Below are 15,571 nucleotides of genomic sequence, written 5' to 3'. Positions count from 1 at the left end.
GGATGGATTCAGGAGCGACGCATCCGCACCACGGCAGGCGCCGTCGAGTGCGGGAGGAGTCGGCTCGGGTCTTCCGGCAGCAGCACGTCCACGACGGCGGTCTCGTCGAACCGGTAGGGCTGCGTCTGCACGATTCCCGACATGTGCTTGCGCAGCCGGGACATCTCGGCGCGGACGGTGATGGCTCGGCCGTCGTCGCCGAACAGGTCCGCGGCCAGCTGAGCTGCACTTCGGCCTTCCCTGCTCGACGCGAGGAGATACAGGATCTCGGCGTGCCGGGGAGTGGGTTCGTGCGTCCACTCCCCCACCTCGCTTCGTATCTGCACCCGCACGTGCTGGTGGTGCCGAAGATCCAGGGACACAGTCGTTCTACCGGTTTCCGACGCCTCGTCTCCGGTCGGGCGGACGAGCCACCCGCCGGGAAGCGGCTCGAAGTCGCACACCCCGAGGGTCGGCAGCCAGAACCGCCCGGCGACGACGTCCTCGGGCAGCAGTACTCGGTTGCGCAGCGCCACGGACTCGACGGCAGCGACCCATCCGTTGGCGTCGACGGCGAGTGCGGGCGCTTGCAGACGTGCGAGCATCGGCGCTGCGACCGACCGGAGACGGTCGAGGTTCTGCCGATGATGTTCGCGCAGTTGAGATTCCGCTAGTCGAGCGATGGCGTCGACCAACGCGAGGGTCGTCGGGTGGACGGTGTTGGCGGGCCCGCTGACGTCCACGGCCCCGATGACATGTCCGGTACGCGGGTCCTTGATCGGTGCACCCGCGCAGGTCCACGGATGGTGGCTGCGCACATAATGTTCCGCGGAGAAGATCTGTACCGCCCGCCGCGACACCAACGCGGTGCCGATCGCGTTGGTTCCGACCGAATCCTCGGCCCAGCTGGCACCCTCGACGAACCCGAGGCCGTCGGCGCGGTCGAGCACCGACGTCGACCCACTCCGCCACAGGACCCGTCCGTGTCGATCGGCGACGACGAGGATGTTGTCGCCGTCCTGCACGACGGATTCGAGTCCGCGACCCAGGTCGTCGAGGATGTCGAACAAGCCCGATTCCCGACGGCTCAGCTCCAGATCGGACACGTCGATCTGCGGTGAGGCCACGCTGCGTTGCTCGGGGTCGATACCGAGGGTCTGCAGGCGTCGCCACGAATCACCGATCACGTCGCGGGGACGTGCGGGGGATTTGCCGCCCGCCATCGTCGCGTCGTACACGGCAGTCAGAATCTGCGCGTAGCGGCGCGGGTCCTCTCCGGCCGCCAGCGCAGGTTCCGGTCCTGTCGTCTGCGTCATCACCGACAATTGTGCTCCAGATCACTCAGAACATGCAAAGCCGGGTCAGCGGAACACGAGGCCGCCGTCGATCAACCCCGCCTGACCAGTCATGTAGTCCGAATCAGGACCCGACAGGTAGGACACGAAGGCTGCGACGTCCTCGGGCGTCTGGGCTCGACCGAGCGCGATACCACCGACGAACTTGTCGTACGTCTCGCCCTCGGCAGCACCGGTCAGCTCGGCGAAACGCTTGTCGATGGTCACCCACATGTCCGTTCCGACGACACCCGGGCAGTACGCGTTGACGGTGATGCCGTGCACGGCGTACTCCTTGGCCGCGGCTTGGGTGAGGGCACGAACGGCAAACTTCGTCGCACTGTAGACACCGAGCATGGCAAAGTGCACCCGGGTCGTTCCGCGGGCTCCACTCCCGTGTCATGACCCGCGATGGACGAGGCGTTGACGATCTTGCCCTTCTGGCTCAGTGACCTGAATTTGGTTGCCGCAGCTTGAATTACCCACAACACACCGTCGACGTTGACGGCCCAGATCTTCTTCGTGTCCTCGGGACGGACGTCGTCGAGCGGGGCGACCTGTGCGATGCCGGCATTGTTGATCATGACATCGAAGCTGCCGAGGGCCTCGTGCGCATGGTCGACGGCTGCGAAGACCTGATCGCGATCACTGACGTCGGCCACGAACGTAGTTGCGTCGGTGCCGATTTCCCGAATCTCGCGGGCGACCTGCTCGATCTTGTCCGAGCCCAGATCGACGAGCGCGACATCGTGGCCGTCGGCCGCGAGCCGCAGTGCGATACCGCGGCCTATGCCCTGGCCGGCTCCGGTGACGAGTGCGACGCTCATGCCTGACCCTCGCTGCCGCGTCCCACTGCAGGATCCACCAGAACCTTCATCTTGGTGCCTGCGTGGAGAGCTTCGAATCCGTCGTCGATGACCGATTCGAGCGCGATCTTGTCCACCCATCCCGTCGTGTCGTACTTGCCCTGGGCCATGAGCTCGATGACGGCGTCGTAGTCCGCCGAGGTGTAGCAGAGCGATCCCTGGATGCGGGATTCGTTCATGACGAGCTTCTGCAGCGGTGTGGTCAAAGGCTTTTCGTAGATCGCGACGCTGACGAGTGGTTTGCGAGCTCCGATGCAGCCGAGTGCCGTCTCGACGGCAGGTTGAACGCCCGCCGCGTCGTAGATGGCGTCGGCGCCGCGGCCGTCCGTGAAGTCGGCGACGAACTCCGGCACGTCGAGCGACGTCGGATCGAGGGTTCTGGCACCGAGCGCTTCGATCGAGGCGCGGCGCGTCGGTGACGGTTCGACGACGAAGACGTTCTCGAGGCCTTTACCGCGGAGCGCGAACCACAGCCCGATCCCGATGGGGCCTGCGCCGAACACCATTGCGGTGTCGTCCGGATCGGGATCGCCGAGTGTCGCAGCGTGGAAGGCCACGGACATCGGTTCGACGAGTGCGCCCAGTTCGAGGGACACGTTCTCCGGCAGGTGATGAATCATGTTCGTCGGCACGACGGTGTATTCGGCCATGCCACCGTCGGACATGAGTCCGTGGAAGCCGATCTGCTGGCAGATGTTGTAGTTCCCGGCGCGACACGGTCCGCAGTGTCCGCAGCGGTACAGCGGCTCGATGGCGACGCGGTCCCCGACCTCGATTCCCGTCACGCCTGTACCGATCTCGGTGACCGTGCCGGAGAATTCGTGCCCCAGGACGAGCGGCAGCTGCTGGTTCGTCAACGGATGCGGCTCGGTGGGAACGAAGATCGGTCCTGCGTAGTACTCGTGCAGATCGGTGCCGCAGATTCCGTTGTAGCCGACCTTCACCTTGACCTCGCCTTCCCCGGGCGACGGCTCGGGTACGTCGGCGATCTCGACCTTGTTCGGACCGTAGTAGACAGCTGCGCGCATCGTGTTTCTCCTAGCGTTGAACGATGCAGTCATGTCTATGTGACCCCAGCCACAGGGGACAGGGTTGCAGAGCGTTGCATTCGCTGCGGCCGAGTCGGTGACAGCGAGAAAAGATCACGGCGATCCGATCCGTCGACATCGGCAACCTCGGTCTTGTTGAATACTCGCAATCGTCTTCTACGACAGGTACTCCTTCGATGTCATTACGCGCACGCTACGTGCTGCACCGAATTGCTCAGGCGTTCATAGTCGTTGCACTGACCTACACGTTCGTGTTCTTCGTGTTGAACGTCCTGCCCGGCAACCCGATCGAGAGTCGGATACACAGTCCGGAGAACCCCATCTCCGCGAAGGACGCCGAGGTTCTCACCGCGTACTACAACCTCGACAAGTCGGCACTCGAACAGTTCTGGATCTCGGTCCAGCGGCTCGCACACGGTGACCTCGGATACTCGTTGACCAGCGGTAAATCGGTGTCCTCTCTGCTGGGCACCGCGATTCCACAAACAGCCTCGCTGGCCGCACTCGCCTTCCTCGTCGCGGCCGCGCTGGCCGTCGTGATCGCCTTCACGGCGGTCTTCGCACCGTCGTCCACGGTGCGTGAGACGGCCCGGGCCGTTCCGCCGATCTTCCTGTCGGTGCCGTCGTTCATCGTCGGACTCGTTCTTCTGCAGGTCTTTTCGTTCCAGCTCGGGCTCGTCTCCGCTGTCTCCGACGAAGGGGTGAAGTCGCTGTGGCTGCCCGCGGTTGCGTTGGCGATTCCGGTGTCCGCGCCGATTGCCCAGGTGCTCGTCCAGGGACTGTCCACAGCGGCGCGTCAGCCGTACGTGGACATTCTGCGCTCCAAAGGCCTGCGCGAGGACCGCATCGTGTTCGGCCACATCGCCAAGAACGGATCGATTCCCACTCTCACCATCGCCGCGATCACCGTCGGTGAGCTGCTGGCGGGTTCGGTGATCACCGAGACGATCTTCTCGCGGACCGGAATCGGTTATCTGGTCGAAGACGCGGTACGCAATCAAGATCTCCCGGTCATCCAAGCCATCGTCATCGCGGTGTCGGCAGTCTTCGTCATCACCAACCTCGTGGTCGACCTGGTCTATCCCGTGATCGATCCACGTATTTCCGCCGCACCGACCAAGGAGGCTGTGCCGGCATGACTCTCGCACTTCCCACCCTCGCGAGCCCCATCACGGTGCGCTCCCGACTGCGCGGGTGGACACCGGGCGACGTGGCGGCGGTCGCCGCCCTGCTCGTCGTCGCTGCCTTCGTCGTCGCACCGTCGGTCATCGCCCCGTTCGATCCCCTTCAGGAGTTTCCCGACGCCGCATTGCAAGGACCGGGTGCCGTCCACTGGTTGGGGACCGACTACCTCGGCCGCGACCAGCTCAGTCGGCTGATTCACGGAACCGCCGTGACAATGCTGGGTTCGGTCATCGCCGTGGTCATCGGACTCGTCCTCGGAACCGCGCTGGGACTCGTCTCCGCGTACTTCGGCCGGGTGGTCGACGCGATCTCCAGCCGAATCGCCGACGTGCTGCTGTCCATTCCGACTCTGCTGCTGTCGATCACGATCATCGTCTCTCTGGGGTTCGGTACCGTCAACGCTGCCATCGCAGTAGGGGTGTCGTCGATCGTCGTCTTCTTCAGACTCATGCGTTCGGAAGTTCTGACGGTGCGCAACCTTCCGTTCGTCGAAGCGAGCGAACACCTCGGTGCAGGTAGTGGCCGCCTACTGGTACGACACATACTGCCCAACGCCTACTCTTCGGTGCTCGCCCTGGCCGCACTGCAGTTCGGGACCGCGATCCTGTCCATCGCGGCACTCAGCTTCCTCGGATACGGCGCCAATCCCCCGACCGCCGAATGGGGACTGATGATCTCCGAGGCGCGTAACTACATCCACACCGCGCCGTGGCTCATCGTCGCGCCGGGCGCCGCCATCGTGATCACGGTTCTGAGCATCAGCCGAGTCAGCCACATCGTCCGAAAGAGAGTGGGATAGTGACACTTGTCGACAGCCCGGTAACTGCTCGCACCGCCACCGCTGTATCCGTCGAAGGCCTGACCATTTCCTACGGCGCAGATCCAGTGGTCACCGACGTCGATTTCGAACTCCGGAACGGTGAGACGCTCGCTGTCGTCGGACAATCGGGCTCGGGCAAGACGACCATCGCCCGCGCGGCCATCGGCATGCTTGCAGGAGAGGGGCGGATCACGTCGGGGTCGGTGCGGATCGCAGGTACCGACGTCACCCGGTACACCCAGTCCAGTTGGCGCAGGCTACGAGGCTCGACCATCGGATTCGTGCCTCAGGACCCGCTGGGCTCCCTCGATCCGCTGAAGAAGGTGGGCCATCAGATCGCGGAAACACTTCTGCTGCATCGGATCGTCCAGCGCCGCCGCGTCGTCGACGAGACCGTGGCCCTGCTCGATCGAGTCGGCATCCGCAACCCCGCCGAGCGGGCAGGCGCCTACCCTCATCAACTGTCCGGCGGGCAACTGCAGCGGGTCCTGATCGCCATTGCGATCGCGGCCAGGCCGTCGATCCTGGTGGCCGACGAGCCCACGTCGGCTCTCGACGTGACGGTACAGGCGCGCATCCTCGACCTGCTCGACGATCTTCGCCGCGATCTGGGTCTCGGCGTCCTGTTCATCACCCACGATCTGGCTCTCGCGCGAGATCATGCCGACGACGTCCTGGTTCTGAACCACGGAATCGTCCGCGAGCAGGGCCGCGCCGCCGAGGTTCTCGCGTCACCGTCCGACGATTACACGCGTCGGTTGATCGCCGACGCGCCGGCGCTGTCGCTGGACAAGTACGCCTCGCGCCCGGCTGCACGCGTCGAGACCGCACTGGAAGTGCGAGACCTCGTGAAGACGTTCGCCGTCAACGGCTCTCGTACCGAACGATCCACCGCGTTGGACGGTGTGTCCTTCACCGTTGCTCGGGGCACCACCCATGCGGTCGTCGGTGAGTCCGGAAGCGGGAAGACCACAGCCGCGCGCATCGTCAGCGGGCTCGAGCGTCAGGACTCCGGTGAGGTGCTCGTGCACGGCTCGCCGCTCGACACCTCGCGGCGAGCACGCCGCGGCAACGCCCGACGACTGCAGCTGGTCCACCAGAATGCGTTGGCGGCGATGGATCCTCGTTACTCCGTCGAGAACATCGTCGCAGAGCCGCTGTCGATCGCGGGCGTTCGGTCGCGAGCCGAGCGGCGAGATCGGGTCCACGATGTGCTCGACAAGGTCGCCCTACCGCGAGACATTCTCGAGCGTAGACCGTTCGATCTCTCCGGCGGACAGCGTCAGCGTGTGGTGCTGGCTCGGTCGCTGGTTCTGGCACCGGACATCCTCGTACTCGACGAGCCCACGTCGGCCCTCGATGTCAGCGTCCAGGCACGGATCGTGGACCTACTGGTGGAACTGCAGCGTGATCTGTCACTGACCTACGTGTTCATCTCGCACGACTTGTCCCTCGTGCGCCAGGTATCGGACACCGTGACCGTCCTCGAGCACGGACGAAACGTCGAGTCGGGGAACACAGCCGATCTGTTCCGCGACCCGCGCGAGGAGTACACCCAGCGCTTGATCGAGTCCATTCCCGGTCGCGCGCACGTACGCGCGTGAACGTTTCTCCCGAAAAGGATGTCATGTCCAGCCCGATCTCCCGAAGGACTGCGCTGCGCACGTTCGGCCTCGGCGCAGCATCGCTCTTCGCCGCCACCGCCTGCTCCGACGCCTCGGCCGGACCGACCGCGGGCACCGGAACGCGCGGCGGCGACTTCGTCTACCTGGACGCAGAGGTCACCGCGTCGATGCAGGTTCAGGTCAGTTACTGGCAGAACTCCGCGGTGAAGGACCAGATGCTCGACCGCCTGGTGTACCAGGACCCGAAGACGTTCGAGTTCGTTCCCTGGATTGCCGAATCGTGGAGTGTCGATCCGACCCGGACCGTCTACACCTTCGTGATCCGCGACGGCGTCAGCTACAGCAACGGTCAGGCACTGGACGCCGCGTCCGTAGCCCGAAACCTCCTGTGGTTCGCGAATGGCGATCCAGACAAGGGTATTCCACGGAACTCGATCTTCCCGGAAGTACTGTCCGCCGACGCCGACAACGCTGCGCGCACGGTCGTCGTCACGTTGGCGAGACCCGATGCACCGTTCGTTCCGACGTTGTCGATGAACACCGCAGGGCTGGTCGCCGACGCGACGATCGACGCGACCAACGAGCAGCAGTCCGTGGTGACGAACTTGATCGGCAGCGGCCCCTTCGTCGCGGAATCGGAGATTCCAGCCAAGGAGATCAGGCTCGTGAAGCGCCGCGGATACGACTGGGCACCCCCGACTGCCGACCATCAGGGTGAGGCGTACCTGGATTCGCTGACGATCGTCCCGGTGCGCGAGGACAGCGTCCGCGTCGGAGCCTTGCTGTCCGGTCAGGCTCACGCCTTGCGGTACACGCAGCCACCGGACGAGAAGGTGTTGTCCGATCGCGGCTTCACCGTTCTCGGACTCCGCAACCCGGGGCTGGCCAATGTCCTCGACGTGCGTCAGACCGCAGAGTTCGTCGACGACATCCGCGTGCGCAAAGCGTTGATGTACGGGATCGATCGTCACGAGATCATCGACACGCTCTACACCGACAACTGGAAGGTGGCCACCAACGTGACCACCGAAGGTGTGCAGGGGTGGACCGATCGATCCGACGAGGTGCGCTTCGATCCGGACGAGTCCAACCGGCTCCTCGACGACGCAGGATTCACCGACCGGAACGCCGACGGAATCCGTACCCGCGACGGTCGGCCGCTCGATCTGAGCGTCTACGTCGATGTGTACGACCACACGTCGAAACCGCTGTACGAGTTCGTCCAGCGGCAGCTCCGCAGAATCGGAATCTCGTTGACGATCAAACAGACCGACTTCGCCAACTACCCGAAGGCGACGACGGCCCCCGAGTTGAGCCTGCGACGCAACGGCTGGCCCGCACCCGACCCCGTGCGCTTGTCGGTCAACTACGACAGTGATCGAGGCGACCTCTTTCAACTACAGGGCAAGGACCCCGTGCTCGACGGTTTGCTTCGAGACCACATCACCGCGACCGATCCACTGGTGCGAGAAACGATTCTGCGCGAGGCCCAGAACCGGATCATCGACAACGCGTACACGATTCCGCTACTGGCCGACACTCAGATCTTCGGCGTGGCACCCGAAGTTCGGGGATTCCGCAATGCGGCCAACTCACCGCCGTTCTTCTACGACACCTGGATCGAACAGTGACCACCAGCCACGCCACATCACGACAGAGAGGACCTCGACCATGACTTCCACACTCCGGCGCACCCCACCGGCACACGGCTCGGACGAATTGCGGCAGCTGGTGTCCGCCATCGCCGAGGACGCCCGGCGACGCCGATCCGACGGCGGACACGAACCTCCGACCACTGCGATCGAACTGGTCAAGGAGCATCGGCTCGGTGCGGTGCGGGTACCGACCCAGCTCGGCGGAGCTGGGTACTCCCTGGCCCAGCTGTTCGATCTCGTGATCGACCTGGCCGAAGCCGACCCGGACGTGCCGCACATCCTGCGTGTCCATTTCGCCTTCGTGGAAGACATTCTGCGCGTTCCGTCGTCCGAGACGAAATTGAAATGGCTACCGCACGTGGTCGACGGAAAGCTGTTCGGCGGAGCCAACTCCGAGCTGAGCTCACACAACGTCGGCGGAGGGACCTTCGACACCACTCTCACACCCGCCGACGGCGGCTACGTCGTCGACGGTGTGAAGTTCTACAGCACCGGCTCGATCTACTCGGACTTCATCAGGGTCTCGGCCAACACGCCGGACGGTGACGTGCTCTCGGCGATCGTCGAGTCGTACGGCCCCGGTGTGGAACACCGTGACGACTGGGACGGCATCGGTCAGCGTCACACCGGCAGCGGTACCACTGTGTTCTCGGCCGTGGCCGTGGCCGAAGGTGACACGTTGCCGTTCCGGAACGAACCCATCGAGCGCAGACCTCGCCAGGCGCTCGTCCAACTGTTCCTGCACGCCATTGCCGCGGGTATTCTCCGGTCGGTGACCGACGACGCCGCCGAGCTGTTGCGGAGCAGGAAGCGCACGTTCACCTACGCGGCCGCCGAGTCGCCCCGGCACGATCCACAGTTGCTGGAGGTCGTCGGCAGGTTGAGTTCGGCTGCGTTCGTCGTCGAATCGGCGGTCGCCGCCGCAGCGTCGGCACAGGATCTCGCCGCCGACGCTGCTCGGACCACCGGCGTCGACCGAACGCTGGAGGAGCGGGCATCCATCGCTGCCGCCAAGACGAAAGTAGCCGTCGAAGAGCTTGCACTGTCGGCTGCGGGTCGACTGTTCGAGGTCGGCGGCGCATCGGCCACACGGCAGGGTCGCGCGCTCGACGTGCACTGGAGAAATCTGCGCACACTGTTCTCGCACAACCCGACGTCGTACAAAGCTCGGGTCCTGGGCGACATCGTCGTCAACGACGCGGAACTCCCCGAAGCCGGCTTCTTCTAGCCGACTGCGCGATCGAGGCTGTTCACCGACGAGAACCGCTCTCGTAGTGTCGTTTCGGCGTACTCCCGCCGGAACAGGCCCCGATCGCGCAGAATCGGCACGACATGTTCGACGAAATCCTCCAGACCGGAGGGAAACACGTCGGGCATCAGGTTGAAACCGTCTGCGGCGCCTGCGCGGAACCAGGTCTCGATGGTGTCGGCCACGTCCTCGGCGGAACCGACGGCGATGCGGTGACCTCCACCGCTGAACTCGCGAACTGCGTCGCGGACGGTGGCACCGCTTTCCTGGATCGAACGCACGATGGACTCGCGAAATCCCAACGAGGCGGTGAAGTTGTCCGGGTCGACGTCGGCCAACGCTTCGTCGGGCACCGCAGCATCCAGGTCGTGACCGCGCAGGTCGTAGCCCAACACGGTGGACAAGCGATCGAGCGAATAGTACTCGGGCAGATAGCTTTCGAGGTGCTCGAAGCGGCGAACCGCTTCCTCGCGGGTCTTGCCCAACACCGTGATCAGGCCGGGAAGAATGGCGACGTCGTCCGGACCACGCCCCTGCCCACGCGCGTCGTCCTTGACCTGACGGTAGTGGTGGCGTCCTGCATCGAGCGTCAACTCGGCACTGAACACCGCGTTCGCCGAACGTGCGGCCAGTGCGCGGCCTTGTGGAGATCCACCTGCCTGCACGATCAACGGATGCCGCTGCGGCGACGCCCCGAGCGGAAGAAGACCCTCGACGTCGAAGAACTCGCCGTGATGCGCGACGGGCACAGCAGTGCCTGCCGCACTCCACAACTGGAGTACGACGTCGACGAACTCGGCGGCGCGGCGGTACCGCACACTCCTTTCGGGATAGTCGTTCAGGCCGAAGTTGTGGCCGGCCTGTGGTGAATACGTGGTCACGACGTTCCACGCGGCTCGTCCGTTGCTGAGGTGGTCGAGCGACAACAACCTGTGTGCCAGTTCGACGGGATCGTTGAACGTGGTCGACAGGGTTCCGATGACGCCCAGGTACTCGGTTTCCGCGGCGACCAGAGCCAGAATCGCGGACGGTTCCAGCGCACGGGACGGCTTGAGCCGTGGGTCTTCTCGTAGCGCAGGGCCGTCGGCGAGGAACAAGGCGTCGAGCGTTCCGTGCTCTGCCAGACGCGCCATGTCCGCGAAGTAGTCCGGGTCGACGAACGCCGTGGGCGCCAACCCGGAATTCTGCCACGCGGCGAGGTGAATGCCGATATCGAGGACGTTCACGTTGAGAACGACGTGTTCCGCTGACATGTGTCACTGCTCCCTGTCGTCAGGTGTAGACGGGCCTGTTCGCGGACAGGTCCGGTTCCGCGGGTAGTCCGGTGTTCAGATAGCCACGCAGCGTCGTCGTCGATCGCCGGGGACGTACGACGCCGTCCTGGATCAGACCGGGGAGGACGTCGTGCAACCAAGCATCGAGGTCGTGCACGTCGACGACGACGCCCGATGCGCCGGCGTCGAGTGCACTGCCGATCGCGTCCACGGACACCGAGGCGAAGGCGGTGTCTCCCTCGACGGCGATGTCCGACGTGCCCGGTCCGAAGATCACCGGCTCCCCCTGCGGGGTGGTCGGCACGGTGAGCGGACCGGCCGTGGCGAAGACCCCCCGGTGGTCGGCGTACCGAATGTCCTCGGCACGAGTGAAGATGTTGGACTCGACATCACCGACGACCGCGGCCGCCGGCCACGTCCGCCACAGTGCTCGTACCGCCGTCACGGCGTCCGGATTCCGCGTCGACCGTGGTGCAGCGACCCACGAACTACGCACCCCCAGTCCGAGTTCGGTGGAATCGTCGTCGGACAACACCCACCAGCCCGCACGCCCCCGGGTCAGATGATCGAGTGACGCGACACGGCGGGCGATGTTGTACGGGTGGTCGCGTTGCGGTGCGGCCTCGACGACCAGCCCCAGTCCGGACGTGCGTCGTGCGAGAAAGCTTGCGACCGTGCTGGGATCGAGTCCGCCCACCTGCGTGCCGAGGACCACGAACCCGGTGCCCGACGCGTCGAGAGCGGATGCAGCCCGCGCGAGTTCTGCTACCCCGCCGGAGGGTACGTCGCGCAGACGCACTCCCACAGGAACGGTTCTCGATACTGGCACAGCAGTGAGTCACTTTCTGTCCGACGTCGTTGTCTCGCAAGACTAGGAGGACTCGGGCCTGCGGGAAACCCTTTCGATCAGCACGATTCGAGTGTCAGGGTGCGGGTTCGCTGTCCAGGATCTCGATGCGCGTTCCCATGGCCAGAAGCGCTGCGGCCGACAGGCCGAACATCGAGTGGAAGGAATCGCTGAAGTGGGAGGGTGACGAGAATCCGGCTTCGACCGATGCGGTCGTGAGATCGCTTCCTCGCGCCACGGCTTCGCCGACGTGCAGCATCCGAGCCCACAGGCGGTACCGCCGGAAGCTCGTACCCGCTTCGGCGGAGAACAGATGCAGAAATCGGGACGTAGACAGGTTGACGGCAGCGGCGAGGTCGGCTGCTGCGACAACGGCGCCCGGTTTCTCGCGGACGATGCGTACGGCCGCACGGATGCGCTCGTCGACTTGCCGCGGCTCGGGGCCGCACAGCGTCTCGACGAGTGCCCGCGGGTCGGGCGAGCCCGCGGCCGCGAGTTCCAACAGTGCTGATTCGGAGGGAAGTCGAAGGCCGAATCCGCCGGTACGGGTACTCGCCGCATCCAGGATACGGTCGGATCTGGATACGCCAGGATCGCTGTAGGCGAACACCATTCGCTCACCGTGCGCTTCCAAACGATGGACCGTCCGAGGCGCGACGGCTGCACTGCGCACACTCCACTGTTCGCCGTGCTCGTCGCGCAGCGTGAACGGCGCGTCCACCCCGACCGCGAAGCACAGGATCGAACCGGAGTGGTAGTCGATGTTCAGAGACGGCCCGACGTACACGGCTTTGCCGGCCCACAGCCACAGCGTCGGCTCGGTACAGCACGTTTCTGGAAGCGCCGCATCTCGCATGCCGGACATGCTTGCACCACATCCGGCAACAGGGAAGAGGTCTGGAACATGAGCATCGTTTCTGCTTTGGGTGATTCGAGAATCGTCGACGGAGTCCGTGTGTACGAGCGAGGGAGCGGATCCCCGATCGTGTTCGTCCACGGATTGTTCGCCAATGCCGCGATCTGGCGGAAGGTCGTTCCGTTGCTCGCCGAGAACCACCGGTGCATCACCGCCGACTGGCCCTTCGGCAGTCACGCGATTCCGGTAGGTCCCGGGGGTGACATGACGGCCACAGGTATTGCCGACGTCGTCGCCGACGTCATCGAGCGACTCGATCTGCGCGATGTGACTCTCGTCGGAAACGACGGCGGCGGAATGCTGACGCAGCTGGTGATCACGCGTCGTCCGGAGCGCATCGGTCGCGTCGTCCTCACACCGTGCGACGCCTACGAGAACTTTCCGCCGCCGTTCTTCGGCTACCTGTGCCGGCTGGCGCAGGTCCCGATCACCCTCGACCTCGTCGCCTTCGCACTCAGGGTGCCGTGGGTGCGCCGGCTGTACGGACGCTCACCGATCGGCTTCGGCTGGCTGAGCCACGCGAGACTGGGTGACGAGCTCCTCGATCACTTCGCAACGCCCATCTTCGACGCCGCGATCCGGCGCGACATCGCGACGTTCCTCCGATCCGTCGACACGACGTACACGCTCGACGCTGCCCGACGGTTCGGCGGCGTCGAGCAACCCGTCCTGGTGGCGTGGGCGTCGGATGACAAGTTCTTTCCGTTCGAGCACGCGGAGCGCCTGGCGCGGGACTTTCCGAACTCGACGCTGGCCGTGATCGAGGGGTCTCGTACGTGGGTGTCCGAGGACCGGCCGGAGGAATTGGCGTCGGCGATCACGCGCTTCGTCGGTGACGCCGGTCACGTGCAACCCACTGCAACTCTCGACCGCTCGTCGTAGAAAGGAGTGTGCTGGGTCACAGCACACGAACGAACGACAAGGGAGTCTCCATGACCCAGACCATCGAACCGCCCGTTCTCTCGCAGACACCGCAGCAGCGGGTCGACGCCTGGCTCGCGGATTTCGAAGCCGCGCTGAAGGCTCGTGACCCGGGCCGTGTCGCGGCCAAGTTCGCCGTCGACAGCTTCTGGCGCGACCTGGTGACGTTCACCTGGAACCTCAAGACCGTCGAGGGCCGAGACGGAATCGAGGGGATGCTCGCGGAACGTTTGGTAGACACCGATCCGTCCGGGTTCCACACCACCGAGACACCCGACGAGGCCGACGGGGTGACGTCGGCGTGGATCGAGTTCGAGACCGCCACCAGCCGCGGCAAGGGGCACCTCCGCCTGAAAGGCGACGAAGGGTGGACCTTGCTCACCACCATGCAGGAGCTCAAGGGCCACGAGGAGCGTCAAGGGCACACCCGCATCAAGGGAGCAGTCCACGGTTCCAACGCCGACACCCAGAACTGGGCGGAGAAGAAGGAGATCGAGGAGAAGGAGCTCGGCTACACCGTGCAGCCGTATGCGCTGATCGTCGGTGGCGGCCAGGGCGGTATCGCTCTCGGCGCCCGGTTCCGCCAGCTGGGTGTCCCTGCCATCGTCGTCGATCGAGCGAACCGGCCGGGAGACCAGTGGCGCGGGCGCTACAAGAGCCTCTGTCTGCACGACCCGGTCTGGTACGACCATCTCCCGTATCTGCCGTTCCCGCCGAACTGGCCGGTGTTCGCACCGAAGGACAAGATCGGCGACTGGCTCGAGATGTACACCAAGGTCATGGAAGTTCCGTACTGGAGCCGCACCACAGCCAAGACCGCGACGTACGACGAGGCGGCGAAGAAATGGACCGTGGTCCTCGACCGCGACGGCGAGGAAGTGATCCTGCACCCCACGCAGCTGATCATGGCCACCGGCATGTCCGGCAAGAAGAACGTACCCAACTTCCCGGGGATGGAGGATTTCGAAGGCGAGCAACACCATTCGAGCGAGCACCCGGGTCCCGACGCCTACGTCGGCAAGAAGGTCGTCGTCGTCGGCTCCAACAACTCGGCGCACGACATCTGCAAAGCGCTGTACGAGACCGGCGTGGACGTGACGATGCTGCAGCGCAGTTCGACGCACATCGTCAAATCGGATTCACTGTGCGAGATCGCCTTGGGTGATCTGTACTCCGAGCGGGCTGTGGAATCCGGAATGACCACGGGCAAGGCCGATCTGACGTTCGCGTCGCTGCCGTACCGGATCATGCACGAGTTCCAGATTCCGGTGTACCAACAGATCGCCGAGAAGGACAAGGACTTCTACGACCGGTTGGAGAAGGCAGGGTTCCAGCACGATTTCGGTGACGACGGCTCGGGCCTGTTCATGAAGTACCTGCGCCGCGGATCGGGCTACTACATCGACGTCGGCGCATCGGAGCTCGTCGCGGACGGCAAGATCGAACTCGTTGCCGGACAGGTCGAACGGATCGGCAAGAACAGCGTTGTGCTGGAGGACGGGTCGGAACTGCCGGCCGACGTGATCGTCTACGCCACCGGCTACGGCTCGATGAACGGCTGGGTCGCCGACCTCATCGACCAGGCGACGGCCGACAAGGTCGGCAAGGTATGGGGCCTGGGCTCGGACACCACCAAGGATCCGGGTCCGTGGGAGGGCGAGCAGCGCAACATGTGGAAGCCGACGCAGCAGGAGAACCTGTGGTTCCACGGCGGCAACCTGCATCAGTCACGGCACTATTCGCTGTACCTCGCTCTGCAGATCAAGGCCAGGTACGAGGGCATCGACACCCCGGTCTACGGCCTACAGGAAGTGCATCACTTGCGCTGACGCTCCCTACGTGAGTGGAAAT

The 15,571-nt window shown here is 64.8% G+C and carries 12 protein-coding genes and 1 pseudogene; 7 read left to right on the top strand and 6 right to left on the bottom strand.

Features of this window, described 5'->3' with window-relative positions; all coding sequences use genetic code 11:
- Nucleotides 1-8: 8 nt before the first annotated feature.
- From CH292_RS17150 to CH292_RS17140, 3 genes and pseudogenes are all read right to left on the bottom strand, one after another.
- Nucleotides 9-1,295 (bottom strand): GAF domain-containing protein, encoded by a 1,287-nt coding sequence (locus CH292_RS17150; RefSeq protein WP_019663013.1) that lies wholly within the window; start codon nt 1,293-1,295, stop codon nt 9-11.
- Nucleotides 1,296-1,340: 45 nt separating this feature from the next.
- Nucleotides 1,341-2,140 (bottom strand): annotated as a pseudogene (locus CH292_RS17145) (acetoin reductase).
- Nucleotides 2,137-3,207 carry a 2,3-butanediol dehydrogenase gene (locus CH292_RS17140; protein ID WP_037108603.1) on the bottom strand — a complete coding sequence of 357 codons (1,071 nt, stop codon included), beginning with the start codon at nt 3,205-3,207 and terminating at the stop codon, nt 2,137-2,139. Before CH292_RS17140 ends, CH292_RS17145 begins: the two are co-directional and overlap by 4 nt.
- Before the next feature lie 197 nt (nt 3,208-3,404).
- Here CH292_RS17140 and CH292_RS17135 point away from each other — a divergent pair, with 197 nt between their 5' ends.
- Genes CH292_RS17135 through CH292_RS17115 form a run of 5 tightly spaced genes read left to right on the top strand, consistent with a single transcriptional unit; the run spans nt 3,405 to nt 9,741 of the window.
- Nucleotides 3,405-4,367, top strand: a complete 963-nt coding sequence (locus CH292_RS17135; RefSeq protein WP_026347411.1) for an ABC transporter permease — start codon at nt 3,405-3,407, stop codon at nt 4,365-4,367.
- Nucleotides 4,364-5,212, top strand: a complete 849-nt coding sequence (locus tag CH292_RS17130; RefSeq protein ID WP_019663009.1) for an ABC transporter permease — start codon at nt 4,364-4,366, stop codon at nt 5,210-5,212. The genes CH292_RS17135 and CH292_RS17130 overlap by 4 nt, the downstream gene beginning before the upstream one ends.
- Nucleotides 5,212-6,837, top strand: a complete 1,626-nt coding sequence (locus tag CH292_RS17125) for an ABC transporter ATP-binding protein (protein WP_019663008.1) — start codon at nt 5,212-5,214, stop codon at nt 6,835-6,837. Before CH292_RS17130 ends, CH292_RS17125 begins: the two co-directional genes overlap by 1 nt.
- A gap of 23 nt (nt 6,838-6,860) precedes the next feature.
- Entirely contained in the window at nt 6,861-8,489 is a 1,629-nt protein-coding gene (locus tag CH292_RS17120) for an ABC transporter substrate-binding protein (RefSeq protein ID WP_256978190.1), read from the top strand.
- Nucleotides 8,490-8,529: 40 nt separating this feature from the next.
- Nucleotides 8,530-9,741 (top strand): acyl-CoA dehydrogenase family protein, encoded by a 1,212-nt coding sequence (locus CH292_RS17115; protein ID WP_037164221.1) that lies wholly within the window; start codon nt 8,530-8,532, stop codon nt 9,739-9,741.
- Here the strand turns inward: CH292_RS17115 and CH292_RS17110 are convergent.
- From CH292_RS17110 to CH292_RS17100, 3 genes are all read right to left on the bottom strand, one after another.
- On the bottom strand, nt 9,738-11,015 hold the full coding sequence (locus tag CH292_RS17110) for an LLM class flavin-dependent oxidoreductase (RefSeq protein WP_019663005.1): 1,278 nt from the start codon (nt 11,013-11,015) through the stop codon (nt 9,738-9,740). The genes CH292_RS17115 and CH292_RS17110 overlap by 4 nt on opposite strands.
- A 19-nt stretch (nt 11,016-11,034) precedes the next feature.
- The gene (locus CH292_RS17105) at nt 11,035-11,865 is read right to left on the bottom strand and encodes an LLM class flavin-dependent oxidoreductase (RefSeq protein WP_249277318.1); all 831 of its coding nucleotides are present in this window, start codon (nt 11,863-11,865) and stop codon (nt 11,035-11,037) included.
- A 94-nt stretch (nt 11,866-11,959) separates the two neighbouring features.
- Nucleotides 11,960-12,748 (bottom strand): helix-turn-helix domain-containing protein, encoded by a 789-nt coding sequence (locus CH292_RS17100; protein ID WP_256978188.1) that lies wholly within the window; start codon nt 12,746-12,748, stop codon nt 11,960-11,962.
- Nucleotides 12,749-12,787: 39 nt separating this feature from the next.
- Here CH292_RS17100 and CH292_RS17095 point away from each other — a divergent pair, with 39 nt between their 5' ends.
- A complete protein-coding gene (locus CH292_RS17095) occupies nt 12,788-13,681 on the top strand; it encodes an alpha/beta fold hydrolase (RefSeq protein WP_179277989.1) in 894 nt (297 codons plus the stop codon).
- Between the two features lie 50 nt (nt 13,682-13,731).
- Nucleotides 13,732-15,549, top strand: coding sequence for an NAD(P)-binding domain-containing protein (locus CH292_RS17090; RefSeq protein WP_094655346.1), 1,818 nt, complete (start codon nt 13,732-13,734; stop codon nt 15,547-15,549).
- The last annotated feature ends 22 nt before the right edge of the window (nt 15,550-15,571 follow it).

Source organism: Rhodococcus sp. 14-2470-1a, assembly GCF_002259425.1.
Lineage (GTDB): Bacteria > Actinomycetota > Actinomycetes > Mycobacteriales > Mycobacteriaceae > Rhodococcoides > Rhodococcoides fascians_E.
This window is presented reverse-complemented; position numbering and strand designations above follow the sequence as displayed.